Source organism: Acinetobacter sp. WCHAc060042 (assembly GCF_003231195.1).
Taxonomy (GTDB): domain Bacteria; phylum Pseudomonadota; class Gammaproteobacteria; order Pseudomonadales; family Moraxellaceae; genus Acinetobacter.
In genome coordinates, this window is record NZ_QKVN01000044.1 from 1 (window position 1) to 23,998 (window position 23,998).

The following is a 23,998-nucleotide window of genomic DNA, read 5'->3' on the forward strand; positions in this document are numbered from 1 at the left end:
CACTACGCATCATATATATTTGTAATATATTGTTTTATATATTTAATATTTTAAGTATTTGTATTTTAGTAACCATTATAAGTACCACCTCTTCTTTAAGTTCCCAACAACTCACTTTTTCTGTCATCAATGTTAAATAAGTCTTGTGCTTTAAATTCTTAGATGACCTCCTCTACCCTTTATTATCATTTTTATAAAAGTAACTATATGTACTCATTAAAATTTGTAGAGCTCAAAAACAAAAAAGACCGCTATATAGCAGTCTTTTAACTTAATTAAATAATAATTAATTCATTTTCATCATAAGTGCATAAGCATCACGTTTGTTTTGACGCAATGATTCTATCTCGGACTTCGTCAGCTGTTTTACGAGAGTTGAGGATATACTTTGCTTCCCACTCTGTGAGCCTTTCGAAATCGTACCCGTAAATCGATTTCCACCATGCTTCAAGATTACCATATACATCCCTCAATTGCTGAAGAGTTTCTTTACTTAGAGCTAATTGTGATGAGTATTGTTTACCCGTCAGTGCATATGCTCCAATAACTTTATTCGTCCCAGTTGTTTCAATATGACCTTTTAATGCTGCAAAAGTACCACCTTGGGTCTGGGTATCATCAACAATAATAACACATTTATCATTGTTTATTGTCCCATCAAATGCTGGTGGGTTGGCCAATCTATGCCACCCATCACCGCCAGTTCTTGATACTTTTATAGCTTGAACTATATTCGTATCAACTTCAAGCCCAAGTTTCTTTGCTATAACTGCTGAAGTAGCTAAAGGAATCATATTACGACCGACTGCTTCCTCAGCATGTACAGGTACTATAATAGTTTCCCGACCATCGATAATTCTTTCTAGTTCAGCAATCGCCTCATCCGAAACTAAATCTTTAGCTAAAATATACGCACTTTCAACATCCCCTGCTTTAGCAGCTTCATACATGTAATGAGAGGTTGCATCTCCAAGACCACGGTCAATAACCGTTTTAGGAAACATATTCCAATCTGTGCGATATAACTTCATATTTTTAAATAAGTTTTAATGATGGCTAGCATTAAATTTTACACTAAATTTACCGCTAGCATCTCTTGGATATTATTTTTCGTATCAGGCAGCACTCTCAAAAGCCGTTTGTTTGGACAGTCCCCATGATCATACACGAGGCAGCTTCAAATACTTATGGGCCCATCCTATCCAGTTGTATCTTCTTGCATCACATGAATATTGTATACTCATTTTGACTACTTGAAAATTATGGAACAACGTCAATAAAAACAATAACTCTAGAGTCTTTAGTCGACATTCCTAAAAAGGTAAATTCAACATTTCTTTCCATATCATTTCTTTGTGTCTCTGGATGAACAAAAGAAACATAGCTTATTTCAAAGAATCGGGCTAGGGTTTTTATGCCAATGATTTTGTTCTCTTCATTAGCAATTAAAACATCTAATTCCAGATCAAACTCTTCTAATTATTTAATTAAATCTTTAACTTTCATTTTACTATCAACCTCTATGAATTATTTAAAAAATTAGCACAATGAAACTTGTGAAAAAAATGGATTTGAACAAAATTTTTTAGCAAAAAAAGCATAGCAACCAGAAAAATCTTTCCAGCAATCAACAAAAATATCCCCGTGTGCTTCCAGTTTACAACATTTTGACTACCACACTGCCCACAGTAGTAATAATAGCCTTTGATACGGCCACCGCATTCAGGACAATTTTTATGATTAATGAATAAGTTACTCAACGTCTCTTCTCCAAAATTCTTATTATCAAGTTGTAAGTGAAGATAGCACACATTTATAAAAATGTCTTTTTTAAAACATCAAAAGATGTTATAAAAAAGACATTCGCTACTTTAGGATAACTTTTAAGATGAATTTAAATCTCCTTGATGAAGAATCAATCCAACCTTCTGAACCCACGCCATGTGATTTTTTCAAAGGTGAAAATGCTATCAAAAAAGCTAAACAGTTAGGATTACCTGATCTCGAGTTAGTCAGAAACGCAATTATGATCGGTGATGCTGACTATAGAACAAATACTCACTATAACCGTGCACGCTTTATTGCACGATGGGGAAAAATTGGAGAACAGATTGCTTTACTGCTTCGACAATCTGATCCTGCTTGGATATTCCACAATGACAGCCAGCCAAGAATTGAGAATACAGTAAAGAAAATACAAATTATCTTTATGAGCGGGAATATTGCATTGGGGTTAGCTGATCAAGTTGTATCAGCACACTGTGAAAAAGGATTAATGACATTAAATAATATTAAGGAGAATCAGTCTGCTTATGATGATGAGACAAAATTGAGAACATGGATTTTATACTTTCCTTCAGCATCACATCCAGCCTATAAAGACATTGATATCCCAAATATTCCTTTTGAATTTGCATACCCAACTAGCTTCGTACAGGACTTAAAAGCGAAAAAAATTTCAATTTTACCAAGTGACCATACTTGCAGAATTGCATTTGAAATAGATAATACAGTTCCTGTAAAAACTGATCCTAAGCCAGTATTGGAACCATCTAATGAAATTAAACCAGATGATTTTGATATTCAGCTTGTAGTTTAATCTGAGGTTAATGTGTTTAATAAAGATCGTTTACGTATTGCTAAAGAATTACGAGGACTTAGCAATACCGATTTCGCAGAAAAATTGAGTTGCTCTATCTCTAAGGTAAAGCAACTTTTAGACGTGGATAAAGAAATCAATGAAAATGATCAAGATGATATATGCCGTGTATTAAATTTACCCAAGTCATTCTTTGCAGGTAATGACACACAACCACATGAAACAGACCAAATCTTCTATAGATCGGTTGCTCGTATTAAAGCACAGCATAGAAAAGCTAATGAGGCATATACTCTTTTAGCAATAAATATTAACAAGTACTTAAATCAGAAAGTAAAGTTACCTACTTTTCACCGTCCTGATTTAGATATTACTGAGTTTTTGGGTGAATCTAAGTATGCCGATCACCTAGCGTCAGAGTTGAGAGGTTTATGGGCTTTAGGTAATCAACCTATTAATAACATTGTTTCGTTGTGTGAGCTAAAGGGAATCCGTGTCTTTAGATTACCGACTGAAATTCGAGAAATTGATGCACTATCTTTTTTTGATGATGAAAGTGGTAGCCCTTTCATATTTCTAAATACATTTAAGTCTGCCGAAAGAGCCCGCTTCGATTGTGCACACGAACTTGGTCATATCGTTATGCATACGCATAACAAAAAAATTCGTGTCGAGAAAGATAATCGTGTTCTCGAAACTGAAGCGGATCAATTTTCATCTGAATTTTTAATGCCAACAGATGCATTTCTTTCTACTGCTCCACGCTATTTTTCACTAGAAAATATGATTGAGTATAAAAAGATTTGGCGAACATCCCTGAAGGCTATTAACTATAAAGCTCACAAGCTGGGATTAGTTAGTGATTGGGTTAATCGTAGTAACTCTATAAAGATCAATTCGTTGGGCTACAACATTAATGAACCTGAAGAAACTCATCGAGATGAGAGTTTGATGTTGCCCAAAATTATCTCTGTTTTAGCCTCACAACCATCTTTTGATAAAAATAAAATGCTTGATGAAATTGGAATCTCTGAAGAAGATTTTAATCAATTAACATTTGATGCTTTAGCTAAAGTTGAGCCCCCGAAGAAAAAACATAAGTTATATATTGTCGAGTAATACAAACCTTCCTTAAAAATAATGCGCCTTACGGCGCACTATTTATGCAAAATCCTGATTAATTTTTTTATGACTTCACGCCCAACGTAGTTTTGCATCCCATAAGTCATACTTTAACTGAAAATGTAACTTGCCCCATCATGACTTTTTTCATATAACCTACTTGAACTGACACCATAAATCCCATGTGTTCCATAAAGCATCGTATACAATTTCAGATAAATTCTTTAGTTATGTGATCAGGCTATGTGCTCAAATTACCTATTTCCAAATAAAAGAAATTTGACACTCTTAGGTGTCGATACAAGCCAGTTTGATCTTGAGCTTAAGGATCATGTATTCCCTTCCTATCATGCTCCAATCATTCTGAACGGCTCAGATCACTTAGAGCTTGATATTGCAAAGTTTGGATTACTACCGAGCTGGGCGAAAGAATTGAAGTTCAGCAGTCATACTTATAACGCCAGAACTGAGTCTGTAGCAGATAAGCCTAGCTTTCGACATGCTTGGAAGTACAGCAAGTTCTGCCTAGTCCCAGTACAAGAATTTTATGAGCCGAAATACATCAATGGCAAGCCACACTGGTACACCATCAAGCGTAAAGATGATCAGCCTTTTACTGTTGCAGGGATCTATGATGATGCAGTGATTAATGGCAATAAGGTACGTTCCTTTTCAATGTTGACCATCAATTCGGATCATCACCCCTTCATGAAGCAATTCCATGCACCGAAGGATGAAAAACGCTCCATCATCGTTATTCCAGAGCAGTACAGAAAAGACTGGCTGACTGCAGATCATGAACACGCGCATGAATATTTTTTTCAAATGCCCGATGAATTCATCACTTTTCCACGCGATGAGCAGAAACAAAACGTCTTATTCTGACGCATCCTTGTTTATCCACAACTTTTTAAATTTGATTTTCAAACGTTGTTAGTAATATCCTATTTAGACAAATTCTACTTCCAAACACGCCTCGTAGCGTAGGAGTATCACATGTCTAAGAAGTTGCCTATCTACTTCTCTGACGACGCATGGTCATCTTTACAAGAGCTCATGGGTCCAGAGGGTAAGCCAAGCCCTACCATCAATACCGTGCTTGAACAAATCGCTGTTCAAAATGAACTGGTTGCGCAGTTAGGGCTTACTTCAGTTCTACCCAAATCTAAAGTATCCATTCCCGTCTCTTTAGAGCGCATCCCTGCAGGTCCAGCCTTCAGCACCAAGGATGAGCAAGACAAAGCGCTCGATCTGAATGAGTTCCTGATTCACAACCCTATTTCTACGTTCATTGCTTATGTAGACAGTGAATCCATGCTTGATGCTGGCCTAGAGATTAATGATCCAATCATTATTGATCGCAGTATTGAAGCCAAGCATTACGATATTGTTGTTGCCCTGATTGATAACAATGCCTCGACAATTAAGCGGCTGATGATCACCAATAAGATGTCCAAGTCTGAAATCAAAGAGATATTTGGAGATGAGGATTATCCGCTTCCAGAACTTTGGTTGAAGGCTGAAAATCCTAATTATAATCACATCATTCCTGATGACAGTCAGACCATCTCAATCTGGGGTGTGGTGACTTTTAATTTAAAACGTATTTATCACCGCTCATAAAAAGAAGAATAACCATGCAAAGTGAAAATGAAATATTCGCGTTAGTCGACGTGAATAATTGCTACGTCTCGTGTGAACGTGTGTTTAATCCCGCCTTGAATGATCGCCCTACTATTGTGCTCAGTAACAATGACGGCTGTGCCGTGGCCAGAAGTCAGGAAGCGAAAGATCTCGGCATCAAGATGGGTGTTCCTGTATTCCAAATTCAGGACCTGATCAAGCAACATGACATTCAGGTGCTATCCAGTAATTTCTCCTTATATGGCGAAATGTCCAAGCGCTTTATGGAGCTGCTTGGGGACTATGTTGCACCAGGAGACCAAGAGGTCTATTCCATTGATGAATGTTTCCTAAAGCTCACAGCTTATGAGCATCTATTTGACCTGACTGAATATGCGCAAGATATGAGGGCTAAAGCTTGGCGTTGGTTAGGACTACCCTGCTGCATTGGAATCGGTCGCTCTAAAACTGAAGCCAAGATTGCCAATCATCTCGCCAAGAAAAACAAGTTTTTCAATGGAGTCTGTAATCTGGCCCATATGGACCCATGCTCTACAGAAACGCTACTCGCACAAGTAGATGTATCCGAAGTTTGGGGCGTTGGCAGGCAGAACTGTAAGAAGCTCAATGCCATGGGTGTTCAATCCGTTCTAGATCTGATCAATGCCAATCCTAAAGAAATCAAAAAGCAGTTCAGTATCGTGATGGAAAAGACGGTGCTTGAGCTACAGGGCCTCTCTTGTATTGACCTCAGTGATGATGCTGTAGCGAAGAAACAAATCATCAGCAGTCGTTCATATGGCAACCCAGTGTATGAAATGGATGACATCAAAGCATCTGTCCGGCTTTATGTTGCTCGAGCCGTAAAGCGAATGCGGGAAGATGGCTCAATCTGCAAAATGATTGGGGTCTATATCCAAACCAGTCGCTTTGATAAGTCCGAGCGCTACTCGCCATATATCGTGGTTCAGATGCATGAGCATACAGACGACTTATTACTCATCACCAAGGCAGCAATGAAGGGTATCGATCAGATATTTAAGAAGGGTTTTAAGTACAAAAAGGCGGGAATCGTGCTGCTCGAAATTACGGATAAATCCAAATTTGTACCCGATCTATTCACGGACTATTCACATAGGCATGAACGCGAAAAACTTTCAGATGCCATCGAAGCCATCAGTGTACGGTTTGGGAAGAATCTCGTCACATTGGGAATTGCCAACAATCAAGAAGCCTCATGGCACATGAATCAAAACCTTAGATCACCATCGTATTTAACCAAATGGTCAGACTTACCAAGAATAGGATAAAAACATGCACTTATTTAAATTAAATGATGAACAACTCGCACAGCTTCTTATCCCGAAACGTTTTGTACCACCTACTCCAGCTGAATATGAAGGCAAGAACATGGTTTATGTTTTTGATAGTGAGGATAAGTTTGAACTGAGTTATGCTGAACTGGTGGAGATCATTAGCAAAGCGAGAATGGCTGGACCGAAGTTGATACCTGTTTTAGGTACTGTGAATTAGATTCAGCAGTGGCCACACGCCACTTGAATCATGATTTGATTGGAAGCGGATTTGGGCTGAGAATAATTTAGTTCAAATTTAACCTGACAGACACATTATAAAATGGGTAACTGTCATATCGAGTTTGGACTACAAGACTTTAGCTCAGCGATTTACCAATTTACACTATTGTCTAAAATTCAGTGACGAAACTGTGATGCTAAAGTTTTTAAATTTCCCTCTTTAAGATGCTTAGGCTATTTAATCCAAAGTTTATCTTCTTGCATCATTTTTAACATTAAATTAAATATAACCAGCGGAGTAACATTTTTTTTGTTAGAACCAACAACTCTTTGAAAACTAAATTTAACGGTTCGCTCAGGAGCATCCAAATTAACTGGGTAGTTTTGTTTTTCTAAATACAGATGATCTCCTAACATTGGCTCTATACCAGTAATAAAATTAACAATTTGTTGCTCATCACCTTTTATTCGGCATTGAAAATGCAGAAAATTCTTACGCAGTTTTCCAAATAATAATAATATTTTAAGCGCCTTAACCATGTTCTTTTCTTTCAGTGCATCTTGCTGCCTATCATCTTTATAATGAAAATCAAGGAGAGGAATTATTTCATCTGGACGAGTCAGTTTTTTAGCCTTTTCGTAAAGTTCATCAAACCAACTCTCTTCTAAATTCTTACTATAAACATAATTCGTTTTTAAATTAAATTTTTGGCGATCCATCCATTTAGTGCTCATCCATTGACATCGTTGCATCCATTCTTGAGCTTGAGTATCTTCGCTTAAACGACCTTCTCTAAAACTTATCAAACGTTGAAAAGGTGTCAGAGTACTCTTCTCTATACTAAACTTCTTTTCTTGTCGGCCAGCCATCGTAACTGGCTGTGTTTGCTGATAAGAATGAAACCATTTCTGCTGCTGAGTATAACGATTTAGGTTTATGTAGTCTGTACTTGACTTCACTGGACTAAAACACTGTTCTAATACTTTTTTTGAAATGATACACGGCGAATTATAAATTCGATCGACTGCTAATAAATCCAAAACATGAAGGTAATTTGAAGCCGTTTGCTCAATACTGCTATGCCCCATCCAAGAGGCGAGCACCTGCCATTTATGTTGAATAATCTCTTCTTGAGCACGTGCTTTCATACCAAACAATAAATCCCTCATCTTTTTTGCTTTTACCCAAGGAAAATCTGTGTAGGTCTTGATCATTTCTTTTGAACCGAGCAAAGTTATTGCTAGATAGTTAGCAGCACTGTGGCGTAATGTATGAAAACTAAAGCCATGATGCATACCTAATATTTGACTAAACAAATCTACTGTAATTTTGCTGATACATTGATCAGTTAATACACGATGATTCACACTAAAAAGTAGATCATCCTGCTGATTAACCAAATATTGCTCATAACGATGTTGTATGTAACGTTGTACTACTAAAAACTCATGTTCTGACAATGCAATTTTCAATGGTATTTGACGATTCGCACTTCGCGTTTTCAGACGGCGATATGAATTGTTCTGAATATGAAGCGTGATATTATTAAAAGCTGTATTTTCTTTTTCTTTATAAAGTAACTCTGGGCAAATAATATCTTGTATTTTAAGACAACGAACTTCATTTAATCGGAGTCCAGTTCTATAACTCAGTAAATACATCAGCTTTAAACAACTCAGATGATCGACCCACTCTGATGCCGTTGGCTCTTGACTTAAATGTTCTAGTTTTTCCAATAGCTTGCCAAATAACAAAGGGCTTACTAGGCGTGCATTGCAAATTTGTAAATGCTTAAAACTTGAATTCTGTAACACCAATACCTCTGGTGCATCAAAATTCTCTATACAAAATTGATGAAAATCTTTTAGGCGACCAAAACGGTATTCTGCTGTTTGGTGCATCTTACGAGAGGTTTTTCCTTTAACAGCTTCACGTTGAGTTGCTTGTGCATCTCGTTCACTGCTATATTTCAACAACTGTCGATATAAATCTTCATAATCATCAATGGATTGTTGCTTTAAATCTAATTTATTGAGCCAAATCTCAAATATAAATTCTTTACCAAACGATCCTAAGTAGCTTTCAATAGTTGATAATTGAAGCCCTCGTTTTTTTAAATGCATTAACCATTCAATTAAGCGTAGTTGAGCATCAATTAAAGACTTTTCCTCCGTATTAGCATCAACTATCTTCTCCTCTAACACCCTTCTGGTTTCTTGCCAAAAACGTAGCGTGCGTTCTTCTTTATTCCTCTTTTTATCTAAACGCTCAACTTTTTGACCTTTACGTTTCTTTTGATCAAACAACATTAACTCATACGGAATCTTTTGTAATTTGCTTTGTGCAGTCGGAACTTCCGGATGTAACTGCTCTTGTTCAAAATGAATAGGGCGATTCTCTTGTTCTGTGACTTGATTGTAATCATTATTCCACAGCAATCTAAATTCGGATGGCCTTAAAGCGACAGTATTAATCTCTTGCTGAAGCACATTACTCAAAAATATATCTAGGCTAAGGTTTGGATTAAATTCGAGTACCATTTGCACATCATTAAATGCACGAAATCCACGGCGTTTAATTTGATATTGCAGATCCCCAAGACTTTTTTTCCTGCCTATCTTACTCAAGCTTTCTAAAATACAATCTTCAACTGAATGTTGCAGACGAAATTCTTTCTGAGTGGCTTTCAACTTTTTTAAATATTGTAAAATGAACTGCGCATATGGGTTAAAAAAAACATGTTTCCATTGGTACAACTTTCCCTTTTCTACATCGTTGCCATATTGAGAGTTTTCAACACGATAATGTAGTAACAATGGATTAGTAATCTTTTGATAATCAGAATGGTATAACCGAAAACAATTCAAATTTTTACCAAGCTCAATGGCATCCTGCAATTGTTTCTGAATAGTAATCAAATGCTGTTCATCTGCACAGCCTGAAATATATATAAAACTTAAGCATAAATTTCCCCATAAGTACTTCGGTTCATCCCAATATTCAAATGAATCTTGCCAATACTGCCTTAATTCCTTGACTACCAAAATATGTAGATGCCCCTGTTCTAATCGTGACTCTGTACTCTCAATTTTTCTAGGCAGTACTATCCGTTTCGTATGTGGATTTAGCTTAATTCTGTATGATTTTTTATCTACATTCTGGTTGAATTGCCTCCTTCTTTTATTAAATTCATCTTCAGTAAATTGCATCAGTTTTGATTGTTCGTCTCGGCTCAACTTTTGACTCAAACAATCAACACTATCTTTAATGTCATGCCATTTTTCAGCGATCTGCTGATCAAGTTTTTGCTGCATGTCTTTCGTCAATACTTCAGGTGAAGAAGGCTGTCTATCTAGCGACTTTTTCACCAATCTATGAATATCAACAAATAGATCATCTAGTTGCGGTTTTATTAGTTCTTTGATTTTTTGCATACAACTATTTTCGCTCTAAGTGTTTAATCGATAAAAATTTGACATTATCTTGCAATTGCTGGCGGGCTTGCTGTACATAGACATTCGGAATAAGTGAAGAATGCGGATGAAAAGCCTCTCGGTCACGTTGGTCATGACCATAAAGGGCCTGTATTAAATGGAATGCTAAAGCAGTTTTTTCTTCTTTTTTTTCTTCTTTTTTTTCTTCTTTTTTTTCTTCTTTTTTTTCTTCTTTTTTTTCTTCTGTATACATCAAAAAATTCATATCAAAATGACGTAACCAATTCGAATACATATTCTTTGGAAAGATTCCTTCCATATATAAATTTACCCAATTTCGAGATAAAGGGATTAACTTAATTTTTCTGCTCTGCCACTCTTTGACAGTTATCGGCAAGATATCTTTACTACCAATGACGTTGCCAAAAAGATCATTTACAGTAATTTTCTTTGCAAAGACTTGTCTAAAAAACGAACCGTACGCTTCAATAATTTGTTCTAAAAAGACTGTGTAATTTTGCAGTGTTTTTATGAAAAAATCAGATAATGGGATAAAACGACCATCTTTTCTTGCTTTACTATTTCTTTTATCGTTTACATATAAAAGCTTAAGCTCAACACAATAATCATCCAAATTCCCCAACAGATTTTTTTTAGGCCGACTTGCCAAACTCAACAAGCTAACATGCCACATCCAACACGCGTATGCATTCAATTGATTAATGATATGTTGATCTTTTTGAATATTTTCTTGGCAATGTTTATGTAAAAAAGCAAATTGCTCTTTCACAAAACTGGGTTCAAGTGCCAGTTGGCTCCCTATCCTTCCTATAGATAATGCAGATTGCACTTTGAATTGTTGTCGCAATATTTTGAGTTCTTCAGTAAATTGCGAGGAATGTGGTGTAAGTGCTGTTTCTACAAAGGCTAGATATGTGCTGCTGAGTTGAGCTTTCGGTAGCCCTCCATAATAGATACCAGGCATGTGATGCTGACTATCCCGCCCAGCAATTACATGAGCTAGATATTCATTATATGTTTCATAATATATATGAAAATATAATTGAGCCTGCAGTTTTTCAACAGTAATCGAACCTACAAACCGATTATCAAGCCAATTCTTAAGTCTGGTATTAATGTGTGTTGAAGAAATTAGTGGATTCGATGCTTGTTCTATATAGTCAAACCAAGCAGAAGGTAAATGTAGTTGATGTGTCATCATTTCATTCCATCGCTCATCATTTAAGCTCTTAATCTTCTGCTCTGTAATATTAAGATTTAATTTGAGTAAATATTCGCGACGTCTACTTGAACCATTTTGAATCAACGTACCCTCCTGAATAAGGTCATTAAAATCCATCAGTGCAACGGGTGATAATCCCGTCAATAAAGACAGTAAACAGGCAGCAGCGATCGCCGCATTCCTCGGTCGTCCTGATAATTCATCTCTTAGCACATAAACAATTTGCTTCAGTATATCTGGCGCCAAATAATGTGGATTTGTAATAAATGGCGCATGACGGCGTTGGCGATGCCGCGTGTAATACGCAGCATAATCACTAATTAAATGATTAAAATTTTTAGTTTTTTCATCTTCAGAGTATAATTCTATTTCAGTGTCCAATAACTCAATTTCACCATCTTCATCTTTGTGAAGAGAGGCATCATAAAAACTGATCTTTGCGTTATGTCCGATATCTTCATGCTTACCTGATTTTATTTCACGAAATTTTTTGAGTTCATTTTTAGTTGGCCATTTCAAAACTTTGCTTTTTTTTGACTTACGCTGACGATGAACAACACGACGATCATCTAGTCTTTTAAAAATTATTAATAGAGCCGATAAATACTCTATGACTTGTACTTGTTTGAAATCTTTAATATTAAAAAGTTGATTACGATCCTCTTTTTTCAAATTACGTTCGTACGTGACATAACAATTTAGCAGCTTACTACATTCATGAAATAATTCAGCATTATTAGAATCCAGCACATATCGTGAGACATAGCGTAATAGGTCACAAACATGTTTTTGCTTATTCTCAGCTTTATCAATTTTTGCAAATTCTTGATACTGCCGATATGTTAAAAAACTCGCTTGCAGAATCAAATAACGTTGCGATGACAGCTCTTGTGTATTACTAGTATCTGGACATGCAAAATAACTTAAAGAAGCTAGAAAATAATATTTACCTAATTGTCTAGAGCTAGATATATAGCCATATATCTGTTGCGCTTCTTTATATAGAGCGTGGGCTTTTTCACGTAAATCATCTGATAGATCGACAAATTGTTTATTCACAACATCATCATGTAATAGACAATAATCTTGTTTAAATTTTTCTGCTAATTCTAAGAATTGCTCTTCTGTTTCAATCTTTGGCATATTCGCTTTCGCTTAATTTTTTATCAAATTGCATTGGTTAAATTCATTACGATCTGAACAATTTGGTAAAAGTTGATCTTTGATTGAACTTTTTGTTAGCTTAAAAAATCTAGCAAAAAATTTAGCATCTAGCTCTTTCTGAGCTTTTCTGTCAAAGCACAAGTGTTGCTGTGATTTTTCGATAAAATCATCAAGATTATGTATCAGCTGTAAGATTGCAACATAATTAGAATGCACACGTAATCCTGGCTCCCTTTGCATCAATAGCAAGATTTTTTGCCAAATTTTGACGTAGATTACTTTGAACTTTGCCTGTACTACTACTTTCTGACTCTGTTTAATCTTTTTGATTTTTAGTAGTTCTGAGTTAATTTTTACTATCTCAAGCAGAACATTTGGTCGGTCAAAGCAAAAGGGCATGATAAATTGCCCTATAAAAATCTCAATATTTTTTACTAAATAGTCAAATTTTAACATTTTTATCGATATAAAAAATGAGCATATCTTTTTATATGAAAAGACATTTAATCTATCAACTAAATTTTCTCAAAATTACAATTCTCAACAAATACATACGTTTTACTTATCTAGGGCGGTCTAAATTTTAAGAATTCTTCCAATTTTTTTTAGTTTTCTGTTATTACCCATCTAATTGGAACCAGCCCATGAGTCGAGATCAGTTGAATAAGTATCATTTTAAGTATAAGAGAAGGATGGCTCACCTCACTTCTCCGAATAACAACGCTATGCTTTTCAATCCAAGTTAGATATTGGCAACTACATTTCATTCTTCATCATGCTAGTCTTATAGCATGTAGACAATTACTACATCATTTGCATTCAATGCTCAATACAGCCTGTCAGCAGAACCGCAGCGATACTTTTTTCCGTGCATACATGTAGTTTTTAAATCCATTCATTTTTCAATGATCCCCTGCCGTTTATCACATTTATGGTCGATCTTTAACCTTGTGAAAAATGCACATACCGATCCCTTCAAACTGTCAAATTTATGTATACATGACATTTAAAGAAAATTATCTGATCAATTTTTTTAGGTAAAATTTCTTAAGAAAAAATTTATTATTATTCATAACATCACTAACAGCCACATAAAAACAATAATTTAATAAATTATTCTTCCATTTTTTTTATATTTAGTGTTATTACAACGGTTGGGGTGAAACTTGGCTGGGGGGAACGCTGATTAGTTCAACTGCCGCTAACAATGGTAGACCCAACATTGCTTTTGAATATAGCCCAGAAGCAATACAGCGAGGTGTTGAGCTCTCTTCTTACTTACTCCCTTTAAAAGGTCTACCATTCAGACAGGGTTTTCCTACTCATCAAATGGGACTCCCAGGTCCAGTCTATGACGCTTTACCAGATGGTTAGGACATGTTGTTGATGGATCGATATTTTCGAAAAATTGGACTGAATCCAGCACGAATCGGCCCTTTGGAATGCCTAACTTATATTAGCACCCATGTAATCGGTGCCCTCTCCTTTGAACCCTGTGTCGCAGAGATACAAACTTCAGAAAATATCCCCCTGCCGCAATTGGCACAGGAGGTCCAAGAAGTCCTCAAAGGAGAAGGTAGCGAATTTTTACAACATTTGCTGGTCATGGGGGACTCCCCCCAAGGTGCCAGACCCAAAGCATTGGTTTATCGAGATCCTGTCAATTTAGAGTTTTCGACTCAAGCTTCTAATCAACATGAAGCCTGGCTGATTAAGTTTCCTGCTCAGCACGAGCACCCTGAAGTCTGCGCCATTGAAGCCGTCTATGCAGATTGTTTGCGACTTTGTGCAATCGAGACTCCAGACAACCATTTTTTAATTTGCCCAATGGTTTAATGGCTTTTGCTTCTAAACGATTCGACCGTCAAAATGGCATGCGGATTCCAATGCAGAGTTTGGCTGCATATACTGGAGCAGACTATAAAGTTCCAGGTAGCCTAGACTATCGCAGTTTTCTTCGGGAAACCTTGATGTGTACGCAAGATGTGCGACAAAGACTGCATGCCTTTAAACGTGCTGTGTTTAATGTACTTTTCAATAATCGGGATGACCATACCAAGAACTTTTCTTTTCTCATGGCAAAAAATGGTCAATGGAAATTGGCTCCAGCCTATGATGTGACCTTCTGTGAAGGTCCAGGTGATTATCATCAAATGGACATTATGGGAGAAGCGCTCAATATTTCCCAAAATGACATACATAAACTCGGTACTTCAGAAGCGAATCTGACTACTCTAGAAGTCGATGAGATCATCTTGGCCATGCGTGAAATTGCACTTCAATTTAGTCAAATTGCGCAGCGCCTGTATCCCCATCAAATTTGAGAATCTACCCTAGAGATGATTCAATCACGAATTCAACAAAATATTGATTTTTTTAACTGAAACCTAAGCGTAAATATAAACTAAGCGCCAACCATCAACTTATAGTTAGTCGCTACATAATCTGTAGAACCTGTGAATTAGCTCGCTTTATAATCACGAATATTAGATGGATCACCACCAAGATATGTTCTGCAAACGTGAAATCACTACATCCAGATCGAAAATCACTAAGAAAAAACTGTCACCAAAAAAAGGGCTGCACTATGGATAGATGCAGACCAAACTCTGGATAACTACCAACACGAGAAATATGTCGCAATTTTGCATAGACATGAATTTGATAAAATCAGCCCAGAAAGCCAGAAATTCATAAAAACTATTTCATCAATCCTCTATAACTTAATCACGTTCATGGTCGATCTTAAATCTTGCGAAAAGTACTCATGCTGACCTAGCCAAACTGTAAAACTCATGTATTCATAGCCTTTAAATGAATCTTTCAATCGGTATATTTAAGGTAAAAACTAGTAATCAGAAGTTATTATCATCCCCATATAAAACAAGCATCAAATTAAAAACAATAACTTAGTGAATTATTCTTCCATTTTTTTTATATTTAGTGTTATTACAGTAACTTCAACACTACTACGAGCTGCTCCGCCCCTTGGTGACGCATTGCTATTATCGGCCTTGCCTTTTGAGCTTGTACCTTTCGCTTGACATCGCCACCGAAGGTTCCCGCAGTTCAACGTAAAAGCCTGAATTAGGATCGCGCTGCCTCTACGCCGGACACCGAATGGCCCGTAAGCAGGTAACGGCCAAACTGATCGCGGGGCAACATCCATCCCCGGTTTTGATGTCATTTGAGTACTTTCGACACTTGAACGGCAGTTCACTGGTGTTCGCCTTCCTAATTCTTACCTGACGCCTTTACAACGCCTTTTCCATAACGCTCACGACCGGGACTTTTGATCCAAGCCGCTTATGGTGGTTTGCTACCTGCTCCTGCAAGCCGATAGCGAGGGGCCATACCCTCATCTCTTACGCCGCTTGCTGCGGCACACTGATATTCGTACTCCACACTGTGCAGAAGACAAAGGCATATCGATATTGCAATTGGCTATCAAAAAAGTAGTGGAGGTCTCCGTCTACTCGTAGACTCTACTGGCCTAAAGTTTTTAGGTGAAGGTGAATGGAAGCTTAAGAAACATGGACCTGAATATAGCCGCCAATGGCGTAAGCTTCATATTGGTAGCGATGCTAAAACCCTTCAAATACGTGCTGTATAACTTACAGCAAATAATGTCAGTGATTCACAGGTAGTGGAAGATTTACTTGCTCAAATCCCTTTAGATGAACAAATCGATTCTGTCTATACAGATGGTGCTTATGACACAAAACGATGCCGTCAGGTCATTGCAGATCGGCAAGCTTATGCAGTGATTCCACCTAGAAAAAATGCAAAGCCCTGGAAAGATATAAAAGCTCATTCACGAGAGCGAAATGAACTCCTTCGAACGGTTAAATGTTTGGGCAGGACAATCTGGAAAAAATGGTCAGGCTATCATCGGCAAAGTCTGGTTGAAACCAAGATGCATTGCATTAAATTATTAGTCGATAAACTCTGCTCAAGGAATGTTGATAGTCAAGTGAATGAGATTCATGCACGCGTAGCTGTCTTAAATAAATTCAAAGAATTAGGTCGCCCTCATACCCAAGTTGTCACTTAAATATGAGTAGGTATGGGAGATTTTATTTTTTAAATATTTGTGCAACAAAGCCGTTTTTAACCAAACCTAGTTGTTTAGTCCCGGCATTTGATGGATCGGATCAATCTTAAAAAGTTCAGGTTCATCTGTCCACTGTTTGCAGATGAATTCGTAGGGAGTCAGGCCCCTGAGTGTTTTGAGTCTGCGGCCGAAGTTGTATGCAGCAATAAAATCAGCAAGGTGAATGCATAGCTGAGTGTGATCGTCGTAATGGAACCGTTTGACAGTAGCTTCTTTAATCGTTCGGTTCATCCTCTCGACCTGTCCATTGGTCCATGGATGCTTAACCTTGGTAAGACGATGTTCAATGCCACATTCAGTACAAACCCGATCAAAGATGTGCTCAGAGGCGTAGCGATCACAGGTGCGGTTCGTGAACTGGATGCCGTTATCTGTTAGCACCGTATGGGTTCTATAGGGCACAGCCTTAACCAGATTGCGCATGAACTCCGCGGCTGCCATCTTACTGGCTTTAGTATGCAATTCAGTGAACGCAAACTTGGAAGTGCGATCAATGGCAACGAAGAGATAAAGCTTACCCTGTGCTGTTTGCATCTCAGCGATGTCGATATGAAAGTAACCAATGGGGTAGCTCTTGAAGCGCTTCCTGACAGGGCGATCACCTTGTACCTCAGGCAGTCGTGAAATACCATGCCGCTGCAAGCAGCGGTGTAACGACGAGCGTGTCAGATAAGGAATACTCGGCTGCAATGCATAAAGGCAATCGTCTAGCGGCAACAAAGTGCGTTTTCGAAAAGCAACAATTGCCGCCTCATCTTCAGGCGATAACACGCTTGAGCGAGGATTCTTTGGGCCGGTTGTAAGATCATCTACTGAAGTACGTTTCTTCCATTTTGCGACGGTCTTTTGATTGATGCCGTAACGCTTGGCTAGCGTTCTTAAGCTCTCTTGACTATTTTGTATTGCTCGACGCACTGCCTGTGTCGTTGTGGCGCTGCTGTGTAGAACTTGTCCCATAGTGCTTCCTTCCATTTATCTGAGAATATTGCACCATTAAAATCTGGGACTAAACACCTAGTACACTGGTTTCCTGACCTTGTACATATTTTCCGGTACGCTTGGCATAGCCATTTAAAATTAGAGTGTGATCATGATCTGCAGTTATCACAATCAAGGTATTTTTAATTCAGGGTCACTTTGTTGAAGTTTTTTAATGGTTGCATCCAAAACCTCATTTAGGGCAATCGTATCCTGTAATGCACGCTTAGCATTAGTGTCATGTAAAGCATGGTATATACGCCCACCTTCAACCATCAGGAAAAAACCATTTTTATTTTAGGTTAGAATGTCCAAAGCGGCCAACGTCATTTGCTTTAAGCTAGCTTCAGGCAAGTTTTTTTGGTTCGATTTAAGTCATAACTTAAATGGCTAGTATTAAACAAACCCAATAATTTTTCGTTCATTCCTAACTTCATCGGGGAGAGTTGAGTTTGATCATAGACCATTCGATAGCCTGCTTGTTGCATTTCTGCGATCAAATTACGTTGGTCTATCCGTTCTCCCCCTTGATCTTTTTGCAGAAATTGACGCTTACCCCCGCCTAGAATCACATCAACCCCGTCTTTTAATTTGACGTTATAACACTGATAAATATCACCTTGCGAACTTGGTACTAATGGGGATGCTATGTCATTTTCAGCATCACGATGACAAATATGGACATAAGTCGATGCTGGTGTAGCATGCGTAATGCGAGTTGTTGTGACTACCCCGGTACCCCAACCTCGTGCTTTGGCCAATTCGAGTAAAGTTTGGGTGTCTTGCTTATTCTGATTCTGAGGATTGGTTCCACATTGATGATTTCCGGCCTGATTTAGTTCTACTGCAATTGTTCCAGTCTCCATGGATATCAATTCATTTTTCATTTTTACACCTGTCATATAGGCACCCATCGATGGTGCGCTATCTCTAACCTGTGCATCTTTTGAGAAAGTACGAACAAATGCTGACACTGGCAGTTGATCTATCGGCAGTTGGCCATCTTCACCAACAGCATAAATTCGTGCAGCTGTTAGTGTCGTGATACCCATTCCATCTCCCAAGAAAAAAACCACACGTTAAGGCTGTTTTGATGGTTGTACTGAAGTAGAAGTTGATTGAACTAAAGTAGGACTTTGACAGCCCGTCAAAATAACTGTGCCCAAACTACAGCATGCCAAACTTATTAATTTTTTTTATTTAATTTTTCTTATGCCAAAGCATTGCATCGACTCATCTTAAGATGGTCGAAAAATACGCTTTAAATATTCAATTTACATGACAAATTTATGGAAATGTTATTATGACTACTTATATAGATTTTCCTAATTGCAAAAAATAGTGTAGCAAATTGCTACACTATTTTTTTACTTTATTTTTCTAACATTCGTCTTAGGAAAGCTTCTAATTCTTGTAAATTTTGATCATCAAATTGTCCGATTTTTAAAGATACCTTTAATGTATTATGGTCAAATTTGATATTACCAGCAACTTTCCCATCATATTCAATTTTATGTACAATTGAAGTTTGAATTACTTCTTTCGTTTCTCTTGACTTAAAGATTTTTTCAGCTAGTGATGCGAGTTTTGTCTGTTCAACTTCTTTTTTAAGCAATTTTGACCATGCTTCGAATAATGCTTCTTTAGCATTTTCATTGTTTTCATCATGATCTGATAGAAACTTTTTCACTGCTGTAGCAGCGGTCCTTGCTAATAATGAGGGCTGTTTTTCCAAATCTTCAATCAACTCTCCAGGTAATTTTTCAAAAGATAAATATTTATACATATCTTCACGATTCATACCTAATGACTTTGCTAACTTCTGCTTATTTTTTTTTAATTTTTCATCCAAAGAATTTAATCCAACATATATTTCATAATCTGTCAGATCTTCTCGCTTTAAATTTTCAGCTAATGTTAATAAAGCAACTTCTTCATCCGATGCATCAATAATGATTACTTCAATGGTGTTCTTATTGAGAAATTGGTGGGCTTTCAATCGTCTTTCACCAGCAATCAACTCATATTTATCATTTATTCTACGAACTGCAATTGGTTGTAATAGCCCAATTTCCTCAATTGATGCTGCTAAATCTTCAATATCTTGTTGATTAAAGAGTTTTCGAGGCTGGTTAGGGCTAGCCTGAATATCTGTAATTTGTACATTACGTCTTAGCTCTTTGACATCATTAATATGCTCTTTTTGGGCATGTTGATGCTTTTGAGTATTTTGCTGAAGACGTTTAGCCAATATCTCTTTATTACTTACCATAGTATTTCCAGAATTATATTATTTGACACGCTGAACAATTTCTTGTGCTAAAGTTTCAAAAGCTTTTCGAACTTTTGAGTTTTTATCAACAGATAATAAAGGTTGTTGCAAAATTGCAGCTTGATTAACTTTAGTGCTCATCGGAATTGTGGTATGCAATAATTCTCCAACTTGATTAAATGCTTCATTTTTTATTAATTTACATACATTCTGACGCTCATCATGTTTAATTAATAAAGCACCTAAGAGTTCTAATTCAGGGTTAACTCTTCTAATTTTACTTAAATGATTAATTAAATCAGTAACACCATAGAGACCGTATTGTGAACCAGATTCGATTGGAACAATAACATGTGTCGAAGCGGCTAAAGCATTGCTGGTTAATAATTTTAAACTCGGAGGGCAATCAATAAGAATGTAGTCATATAATCCTTCTAGAATTTTCAATTTATTTGAAAGTTCCTCGGTTGGTCTTGGTGCATCATCTTTCAATTGATCTTCAGTTTTACCAAGAGTTAATGAGCCATATATTAAGGAAACATTTTTAAACTTTGTTTCTTCTTCTAATGCTTCCGATAATAGACTTATATCACCAATGAGTAATTCCGCTGATGTAGTTTCAACTTCGCTAGGGTGTCTTAATCCTATATGTAAACTTGCATTTGCTTGTGGATCCAGATCAATTACTAAGACCTTATTTCCTAATTCAGCAAGTTCTGAAGCAAGATGTACTACAGTAGTTGTTTTCCCGCAACCACCTTTATGATTAGCTACAGCAATAATTTTAGTTGACATATTTGTCTTAAGGAATTTACTTTGATTTCATTTAATATAAAGATATTTGTAGCAACTTGCTACAGTTCCTTTGTCATATTTTTATCTTTTGAATTCAAAAGATGTGGGAAAAACATTTCTTAACTTTTTTTAAAAATATAGCTAGCTAATTTTAATTAGTATTAATTAGTTAATTAGTTAATTATAATTAGACAAATTTTACTTCTTTAAAAACAACTAGATAAGGTTTTTAAAGTGGAAAGCGTGTCACTAATAAGTGGAAGGCCTGTCATTGATAAGTGGAAGGCCTGTCACCGATAAGTGGAAAGTTTGTCACTAATGAGTGGAAGGTCTGTCACCGATAAGTGGAAGGTTTGTCACTATGGTGGAAGACTTGTCATTGTGATTTATTTTAATGTGGTTTTTTTAATTTAAAACAATACAAGTCAACTGCTTGTGGTGTTGATAAGTTTGTTTTTATTGAAATAAAGGTGGAAGACTTGTCATTAGTTGTTTTTTATTCTGTGGATAAACTATTTGTATAAAATTTAATGGATAACATGATGTTTAATAGTCAAGAATATCGGAATGGTGGAAGGCTTGTCACTTTAACAGTGGAATGTGTGTTGATTAATTCCACTTTAGTGGTGCTGTAGGCTATTCCTATTTTCAAATTGATTGCTTTAGCGACACGGATGAATTATCAAAGGTGGAAGAATTGTCACTTAAAAGTGTTTAATTTTATATTAATTCCACCATAAGACTAAATAGTATCAAAATTGCACTTTAATAGTGACACTTCTTCCACTCTTAAGGTGTTTGATGGGCATAAACTGAGTTAATTTAATGTAAGGAAGAGAAAATAGTGAGCGGTTTGCATCTTCTTCCACTTTTGTGTATAACATGTAGAAAATATTTTAATCTTTCCACTTATGAGCAATCACAACGAACCAGAAGAATTAGAACATCTACCTTATTGTATTGGTAATATTCGACATAATGGAGTAGTCAGCACTAGTAACCGTCTGATTAGACCAATTGAATTATCATCTAATGAGTATAAAGCTCTACTTTATGCGATGGCTGTTGCGAATTATGGTGAGAAGAATAATCAAGATCGTGAAATTACAGAGCAAACTTATATTTATTTGCATAAAGATGATTTAGGCGAACTATTAGGATTAGATAAAAAGAATTCCATTAATGTTGCTATTGATCGTATTTATAAAGAATTATCATCACGAGTAGCCCATTTTGTAATTGAAGAGTCCGTGGATGATAATAAGCGTAAAGTTAAAAAAGTACACTCAGTAGTACCAATTATTCGTGAACTCCGTTGGGAAGATGATGCTAAAAATGCTTTGCAGATACGTTTCACCAGTGAAGTACTTCCATATTTTACTCGTTTAGCAAATGGAAATTTTACAACCTATCAATTGAAAGATTTATTTGCTTTGGACTCTGTCACCAGTATGAGTTTGTATTCATACTTTATCAAAAATGAATTTAAGTATGCTAATCAAGATTCTTATGAGGTTGAACTTTCACTTGAGAATATCAAAGCATTAATTGATATTGGGGAGAAAAAATACGATCGTTGGGTTGATTTTAGACGATACGTTTTAGACAAAATTATTGAAGAAATTAATGAAAGGACTAGTCTTCAATTAGAATACGATACCATCAAGAAAGGTCGACCTATTGTCGGAGTTCGATTTAAAATTCTTAATAGGCATGCCACGGAAGTTGTTGTATCTAATACTAATGATAAGACTCAAATCTATTTAGATGTCAATTTTGATGATAATGCGCTTGTTAAAGAATTAGGTGCGAAGTTCGATATGACCGTAAGGTCTTGGTACATCTATGCGAACGACCCAAATTATAAACAGTTTAGTAAGTGGTTTAAGACAGAAGGGTGCTTAACTGAATCTCAAGCAAATGTGATAGTTAATGATATTATGTTCCAAATGGATTTTGCTGTAGCTGGCAGTTCAATGAGTGAATTTAAGAAAGAAATGAAATATAAATTGAAAAATAATCCAAATTTTGTAAAAGAAAATAGAAAACGATTGAATGAAATATTTGGAAAAGAAGTTATATGACAGTGTAGCAACTTGCTACACTGTTTACGATAATGTGTAAAATAAGCTTGATATCAGTTTAGGTTATATTTTGATAGCTAATTAATAGACCTATGAACTCATAATCCGTTGGTCGACAGTTCAAGTCTGTCTGGGCCCACTAGTTATTAAACCCCATAAACCTTTGGTTTATGGGGTTTTTCTATACCTATAATGAACTTTGCTTCTAAATTTTTATGGACCGTATGTGGTCCATTTTGCATGATAGTCCGATGGTCTCAGGTTTAGAAATGAGAAAATCACCAACCAAAACCATTTCACTGACACTCAATTCGATGTGAATAGCTTAATTGATCATCCATAGTGAAGTTGCTATCAAATGAGCTATGAGCAGAGAAATGAGATGTTGTGGGGGATTCTTGGAGAATCCAGATTCTACCGTTTCTTCCTAAAGGTCTAGAGCTTTTCCTGATTCTTCTTGGGGAGTTGTATCAATAAATTATTATCAGGCAGGATAGCTATAAACTACCATCTGTGTAGAACTTCTCGATTGCCTGCCTAGCCTTCATCATCAGATTGGTGAATACGTTTTCATATTCACCTTGACATTAAAGGTCGGTAACCTTTTTCTATTCTACCTTATGTGGCAACTGCTGAGGGAACTTATCCTTGTCTACTACATTTCTCATGATTTCAGGTTTGAGATTTTCTTTCTGGCACAGAGGTTGATAGATCTTCAGCATCCAAGACATCAGCAAATTTATGCTCAACGTTTAGATAGCCATTCTACTGTTTAAAAAACTTATTATCATTAGAGAGTTCTAAGATAATAAAGTGAACCGTACCGGGTTTGTCGGAGAGTCAATATTCTGAGAGACTATCCCGATGACAAAATTAAAATATACCCCTGAAATCAGAGAAAGAGCTGTTCAATTATTGATTGAATCTGAAAAAGATTATCCTTCTACTTGGGCTGCGATCACAGCAATTGCGCCTAAGATCGGTTGTACTCCTGAAACACTTCGTGCCTGGCATCAAAAGCATTTAGATCAGCT

14 protein-coding genes and 4 pseudogenes are annotated in these 23,998 nt (G+C 36.5%); 10 read left to right on the plus strand and 8 right to left on the minus strand.

Features of this window, described 5'->3' with window-relative positions:
* Window positions 1-317: 317 nt before the first annotated feature.
* Complete coding sequence (locus DPG01_RS15615) at window positions 318-1,031, minus strand: phosphoribosyltransferase (protein ID WP_001986287.1); 714 nt, start codon at window positions 1,029-1,031, stop codon at window positions 318-320.
* A gap of 857 nt (window positions 1,032-1,888) precedes the next feature.
* On the opposite strand from DPG01_RS15615, the gene DPG01_RS15625 reads away from it, so the two are divergent.
* The 6 genes from DPG01_RS15625 to DPG01_RS15650 all read left to right on the plus strand — a co-directional run bounded on the left by DPG01_RS15625 (window position 1,889) and on the right by DPG01_RS15650 (window position 6,877).
* Window positions 1,889-2,599, plus strand: coding sequence for a hypothetical protein (locus tag DPG01_RS15625; protein WP_001052588.1), 711 nt, complete (start codon window positions 1,889-1,891; stop codon window positions 2,597-2,599).
* A gap of 12 nt (window positions 2,600-2,611) precedes the next feature.
* Window positions 2,612-3,718: an ImmA/IrrE family metallo-endopeptidase gene (locus DPG01_RS15630; RefSeq protein ID WP_000482094.1), complete on the plus strand. Its 1,107-nt coding sequence runs from the start codon at window positions 2,612-2,614 to the stop codon at window positions 3,716-3,718.
* Between the two features lie 246 nt (window positions 3,719-3,964).
* Window positions 3,965-4,606 (plus strand): SOS response-associated peptidase, encoded by a 642-nt coding sequence (locus tag DPG01_RS15635; protein WP_110975729.1) that lies wholly within the window; start codon window positions 3,965-3,967, stop codon window positions 4,604-4,606.
* Window positions 4,607-4,717: 111 nt separating this feature from the next.
* Window positions 4,718-5,344, plus strand: coding sequence for a LexA family protein (locus tag DPG01_RS15640; protein WP_034700347.1), 627 nt, complete (start codon window positions 4,718-4,720; stop codon window positions 5,342-5,344).
* Between the two features lie 14 nt (window positions 5,345-5,358).
* Complete coding sequence (locus DPG01_RS15645) at window positions 5,359-6,654, plus strand: Y-family DNA polymerase (RefSeq protein WP_110975730.1); 1,296 nt, start codon at window positions 5,359-5,361, stop codon at window positions 6,652-6,654.
* A 4-nt stretch (window positions 6,655-6,658) separates the two neighbouring features.
* Complete coding sequence (locus DPG01_RS15650; RefSeq protein WP_110975731.1) at window positions 6,659-6,877, plus strand: hypothetical protein; 219 nt, start codon at window positions 6,659-6,661, stop codon at window positions 6,875-6,877.
* Between the two features lie 236 nt (window positions 6,878-7,113).
* Here the strand turns inward: DPG01_RS15650 and DPG01_RS15655 are convergent, their stop codons facing one another.
* From DPG01_RS15655 to DPG01_RS15665, 3 genes are read right to left on the minus strand one after another with little or no spacing between them, the layout of a single operon-like run.
* The gene (locus DPG01_RS15655; RefSeq protein ID WP_078390085.1) at window positions 7,114-10,314 is read right to left on the minus strand and encodes a site-specific integrase; all 3,201 of its coding nucleotides are present in this window, start codon (window positions 10,312-10,314) and stop codon (window positions 7,114-7,116) included.
* Between the two features lie 4 nt (window positions 10,315-10,318).
* A complete protein-coding gene (locus DPG01_RS15660; protein ID WP_110975732.1) occupies window positions 10,319-12,700 on the minus strand; it encodes a hypothetical protein in 2,382 nt (793 codons plus the stop codon).
* Between the two features lie 12 nt (window positions 12,701-12,712).
* The gene (locus DPG01_RS15665) at window positions 12,713-13,177 is read right to left on the minus strand and encodes a hypothetical protein (RefSeq protein WP_101598960.1); all 465 of its coding nucleotides are present in this window, start codon (window positions 13,175-13,177) and stop codon (window positions 12,713-12,715) included.
* Between the two features lie 714 nt (window positions 13,178-13,891).
* Between DPG01_RS15665 and DPG01_RS15670 the strand changes: the two are divergent.
* Both DPG01_RS15670 and DPG01_RS15680 read left to right on the plus strand, forming a co-directional pair.
* Window positions 13,892-15,112 (plus strand): annotated as a pseudogene (locus DPG01_RS15670) (type II toxin-antitoxin system HipA family toxin).
* A 1,006-nt stretch (window positions 15,113-16,118) separates the two neighbouring features.
* Window positions 16,119-16,775, plus strand: a pseudogene (locus DPG01_RS15680) (IS5 family transposase); the annotation flags it as partial.
* A gap of 66 nt (window positions 16,776-16,841) precedes the next feature.
* On the opposite strand, the gene DPG01_RS15685 reads toward DPG01_RS15680, so the two are convergent.
* From DPG01_RS15685 to DPG01_RS15700, 4 genes and pseudogenes are all read right to left on the minus strand, one after another.
* The gene (locus DPG01_RS15685) at window positions 16,842-17,792 is read right to left on the minus strand and encodes an IS481 family transposase (protein ID WP_110975734.1); all 951 of its coding nucleotides are present in this window, start codon (window positions 17,790-17,792) and stop codon (window positions 16,842-16,844) included.
* Window positions 17,793-17,844: 52 nt separating this feature from the next.
* Window positions 17,845-19,037, minus strand: a pseudogene (locus DPG01_RS15690) (alkaline phosphatase); the annotation flags it as partial.
* 148 nt (window positions 19,038-19,185) lie between these two features.
* Window positions 19,186-20,085 (minus strand): ParB/RepB/Spo0J family partition protein, encoded by a 900-nt coding sequence (locus DPG01_RS15695; RefSeq protein ID WP_110975735.1) that lies wholly within the window; start codon window positions 20,083-20,085, stop codon window positions 19,186-19,188.
* An 18-nt stretch (window positions 20,086-20,103) separates the two neighbouring features.
* Complete coding sequence (locus tag DPG01_RS15700) at window positions 20,104-20,880, minus strand: ParA family protein (protein WP_058952656.1); 777 nt, start codon at window positions 20,878-20,880, stop codon at window positions 20,104-20,106.
* A 911-nt stretch (window positions 20,881-21,791) separates the two neighbouring features.
* Between DPG01_RS15700 and DPG01_RS15705 the strand changes: the two genes are divergently transcribed.
* Both DPG01_RS15705 and DPG01_RS15710 read left to right on the plus strand, forming a co-directional pair.
* Window positions 21,792-22,964 carry a replication initiation protein gene (locus DPG01_RS15705; RefSeq protein WP_004637173.1) on the plus strand — a complete coding sequence of 391 codons (1,173 nt, stop codon included), beginning with the start codon at window positions 21,792-21,794 and terminating at the stop codon, window positions 22,962-22,964.
* Between the two features lie 864 nt (window positions 22,965-23,828).
* Window positions 23,829-23,998, plus strand: a pseudogene (locus DPG01_RS15710) (IS3 family transposase); the annotation flags it as partial.

What these genes read in the sequence shown, in the direction of transcription:
- DPG01_RS15660 (WP_110975732.1), bottom strand. Translation starts at nt 12,700, where the DNA reads ATGCCAAAGATTGAAACAGAAGAGCAATTCTTAGAATTAGCAGAAAAA.
- DPG01_RS15635 (WP_110975729.1), top strand. Translation starts at nt 3,965, where the DNA reads ATGTGCTCAAATTACCTATTTCCAAATAAAAGAAATTTGACACTCTTA.
- DPG01_RS15640 (WP_034700347.1), top strand. Translation starts at nt 4,718, where the DNA reads ATGTCTAAGAAGTTGCCTATCTACTTCTCTGACGACGCATGGTCATCT.
- DPG01_RS15655 (WP_078390085.1), bottom strand. Translation starts at nt 10,314, where the DNA reads ATGCAAAAAATCAAAGAACTAATAAAACCGCAACTAGATGATCTATTT.
- DPG01_RS15695 (WP_110975735.1), bottom strand. Translation starts at nt 20,085, where the DNA reads ATGGTAAGTAATAAAGAGATATTGGCTAAACGTCTTCAGCAAAATACT.
- DPG01_RS15650 (WP_110975731.1), top strand. Translation starts at nt 6,659, where the DNA reads ATGCACTTATTTAAATTAAATGATGAACAACTCGCACAGCTTCTTATC.
- DPG01_RS15625 (WP_001052588.1), top strand. Translation starts at nt 1,889, where the DNA reads ATGAATTTAAATCTCCTTGATGAAGAATCAATCCAACCTTCTGAACCC.
- DPG01_RS15700 (WP_058952656.1), bottom strand. Translation starts at nt 20,880, where the DNA reads ATGTCAACTAAAATTATTGCTGTAGCTAATCATAAAGGTGGTTGCGGG.
- DPG01_RS15685 (WP_110975734.1), bottom strand. Translation starts at nt 17,792, where the DNA reads ATGGGACAAGTTCTACACAGCAGCGCCACAACGACACAGGCAGTGCGT.
- DPG01_RS15615 (WP_001986287.1), bottom strand. Translation starts at nt 1,031, where the DNA reads ATGAAGTTATATCGCACAGATTGGAATATGTTTCCTAAAACGGTTATT.
- DPG01_RS15645 (WP_110975730.1), top strand. Translation starts at nt 5,359, where the DNA reads ATGCAAAGTGAAAATGAAATATTCGCGTTAGTCGACGTGAATAATTGC.
- DPG01_RS15705 (WP_004637173.1), top strand. Translation starts at nt 21,792, where the DNA reads ATGAGCAATCACAACGAACCAGAAGAATTAGAACATCTACCTTATTGT.
- DPG01_RS15665 (WP_101598960.1), bottom strand. Translation starts at nt 13,177, where the DNA reads ATGTTAAAATTTGACTATTTAGTAAAAAATATTGAGATTTTTATAGGG.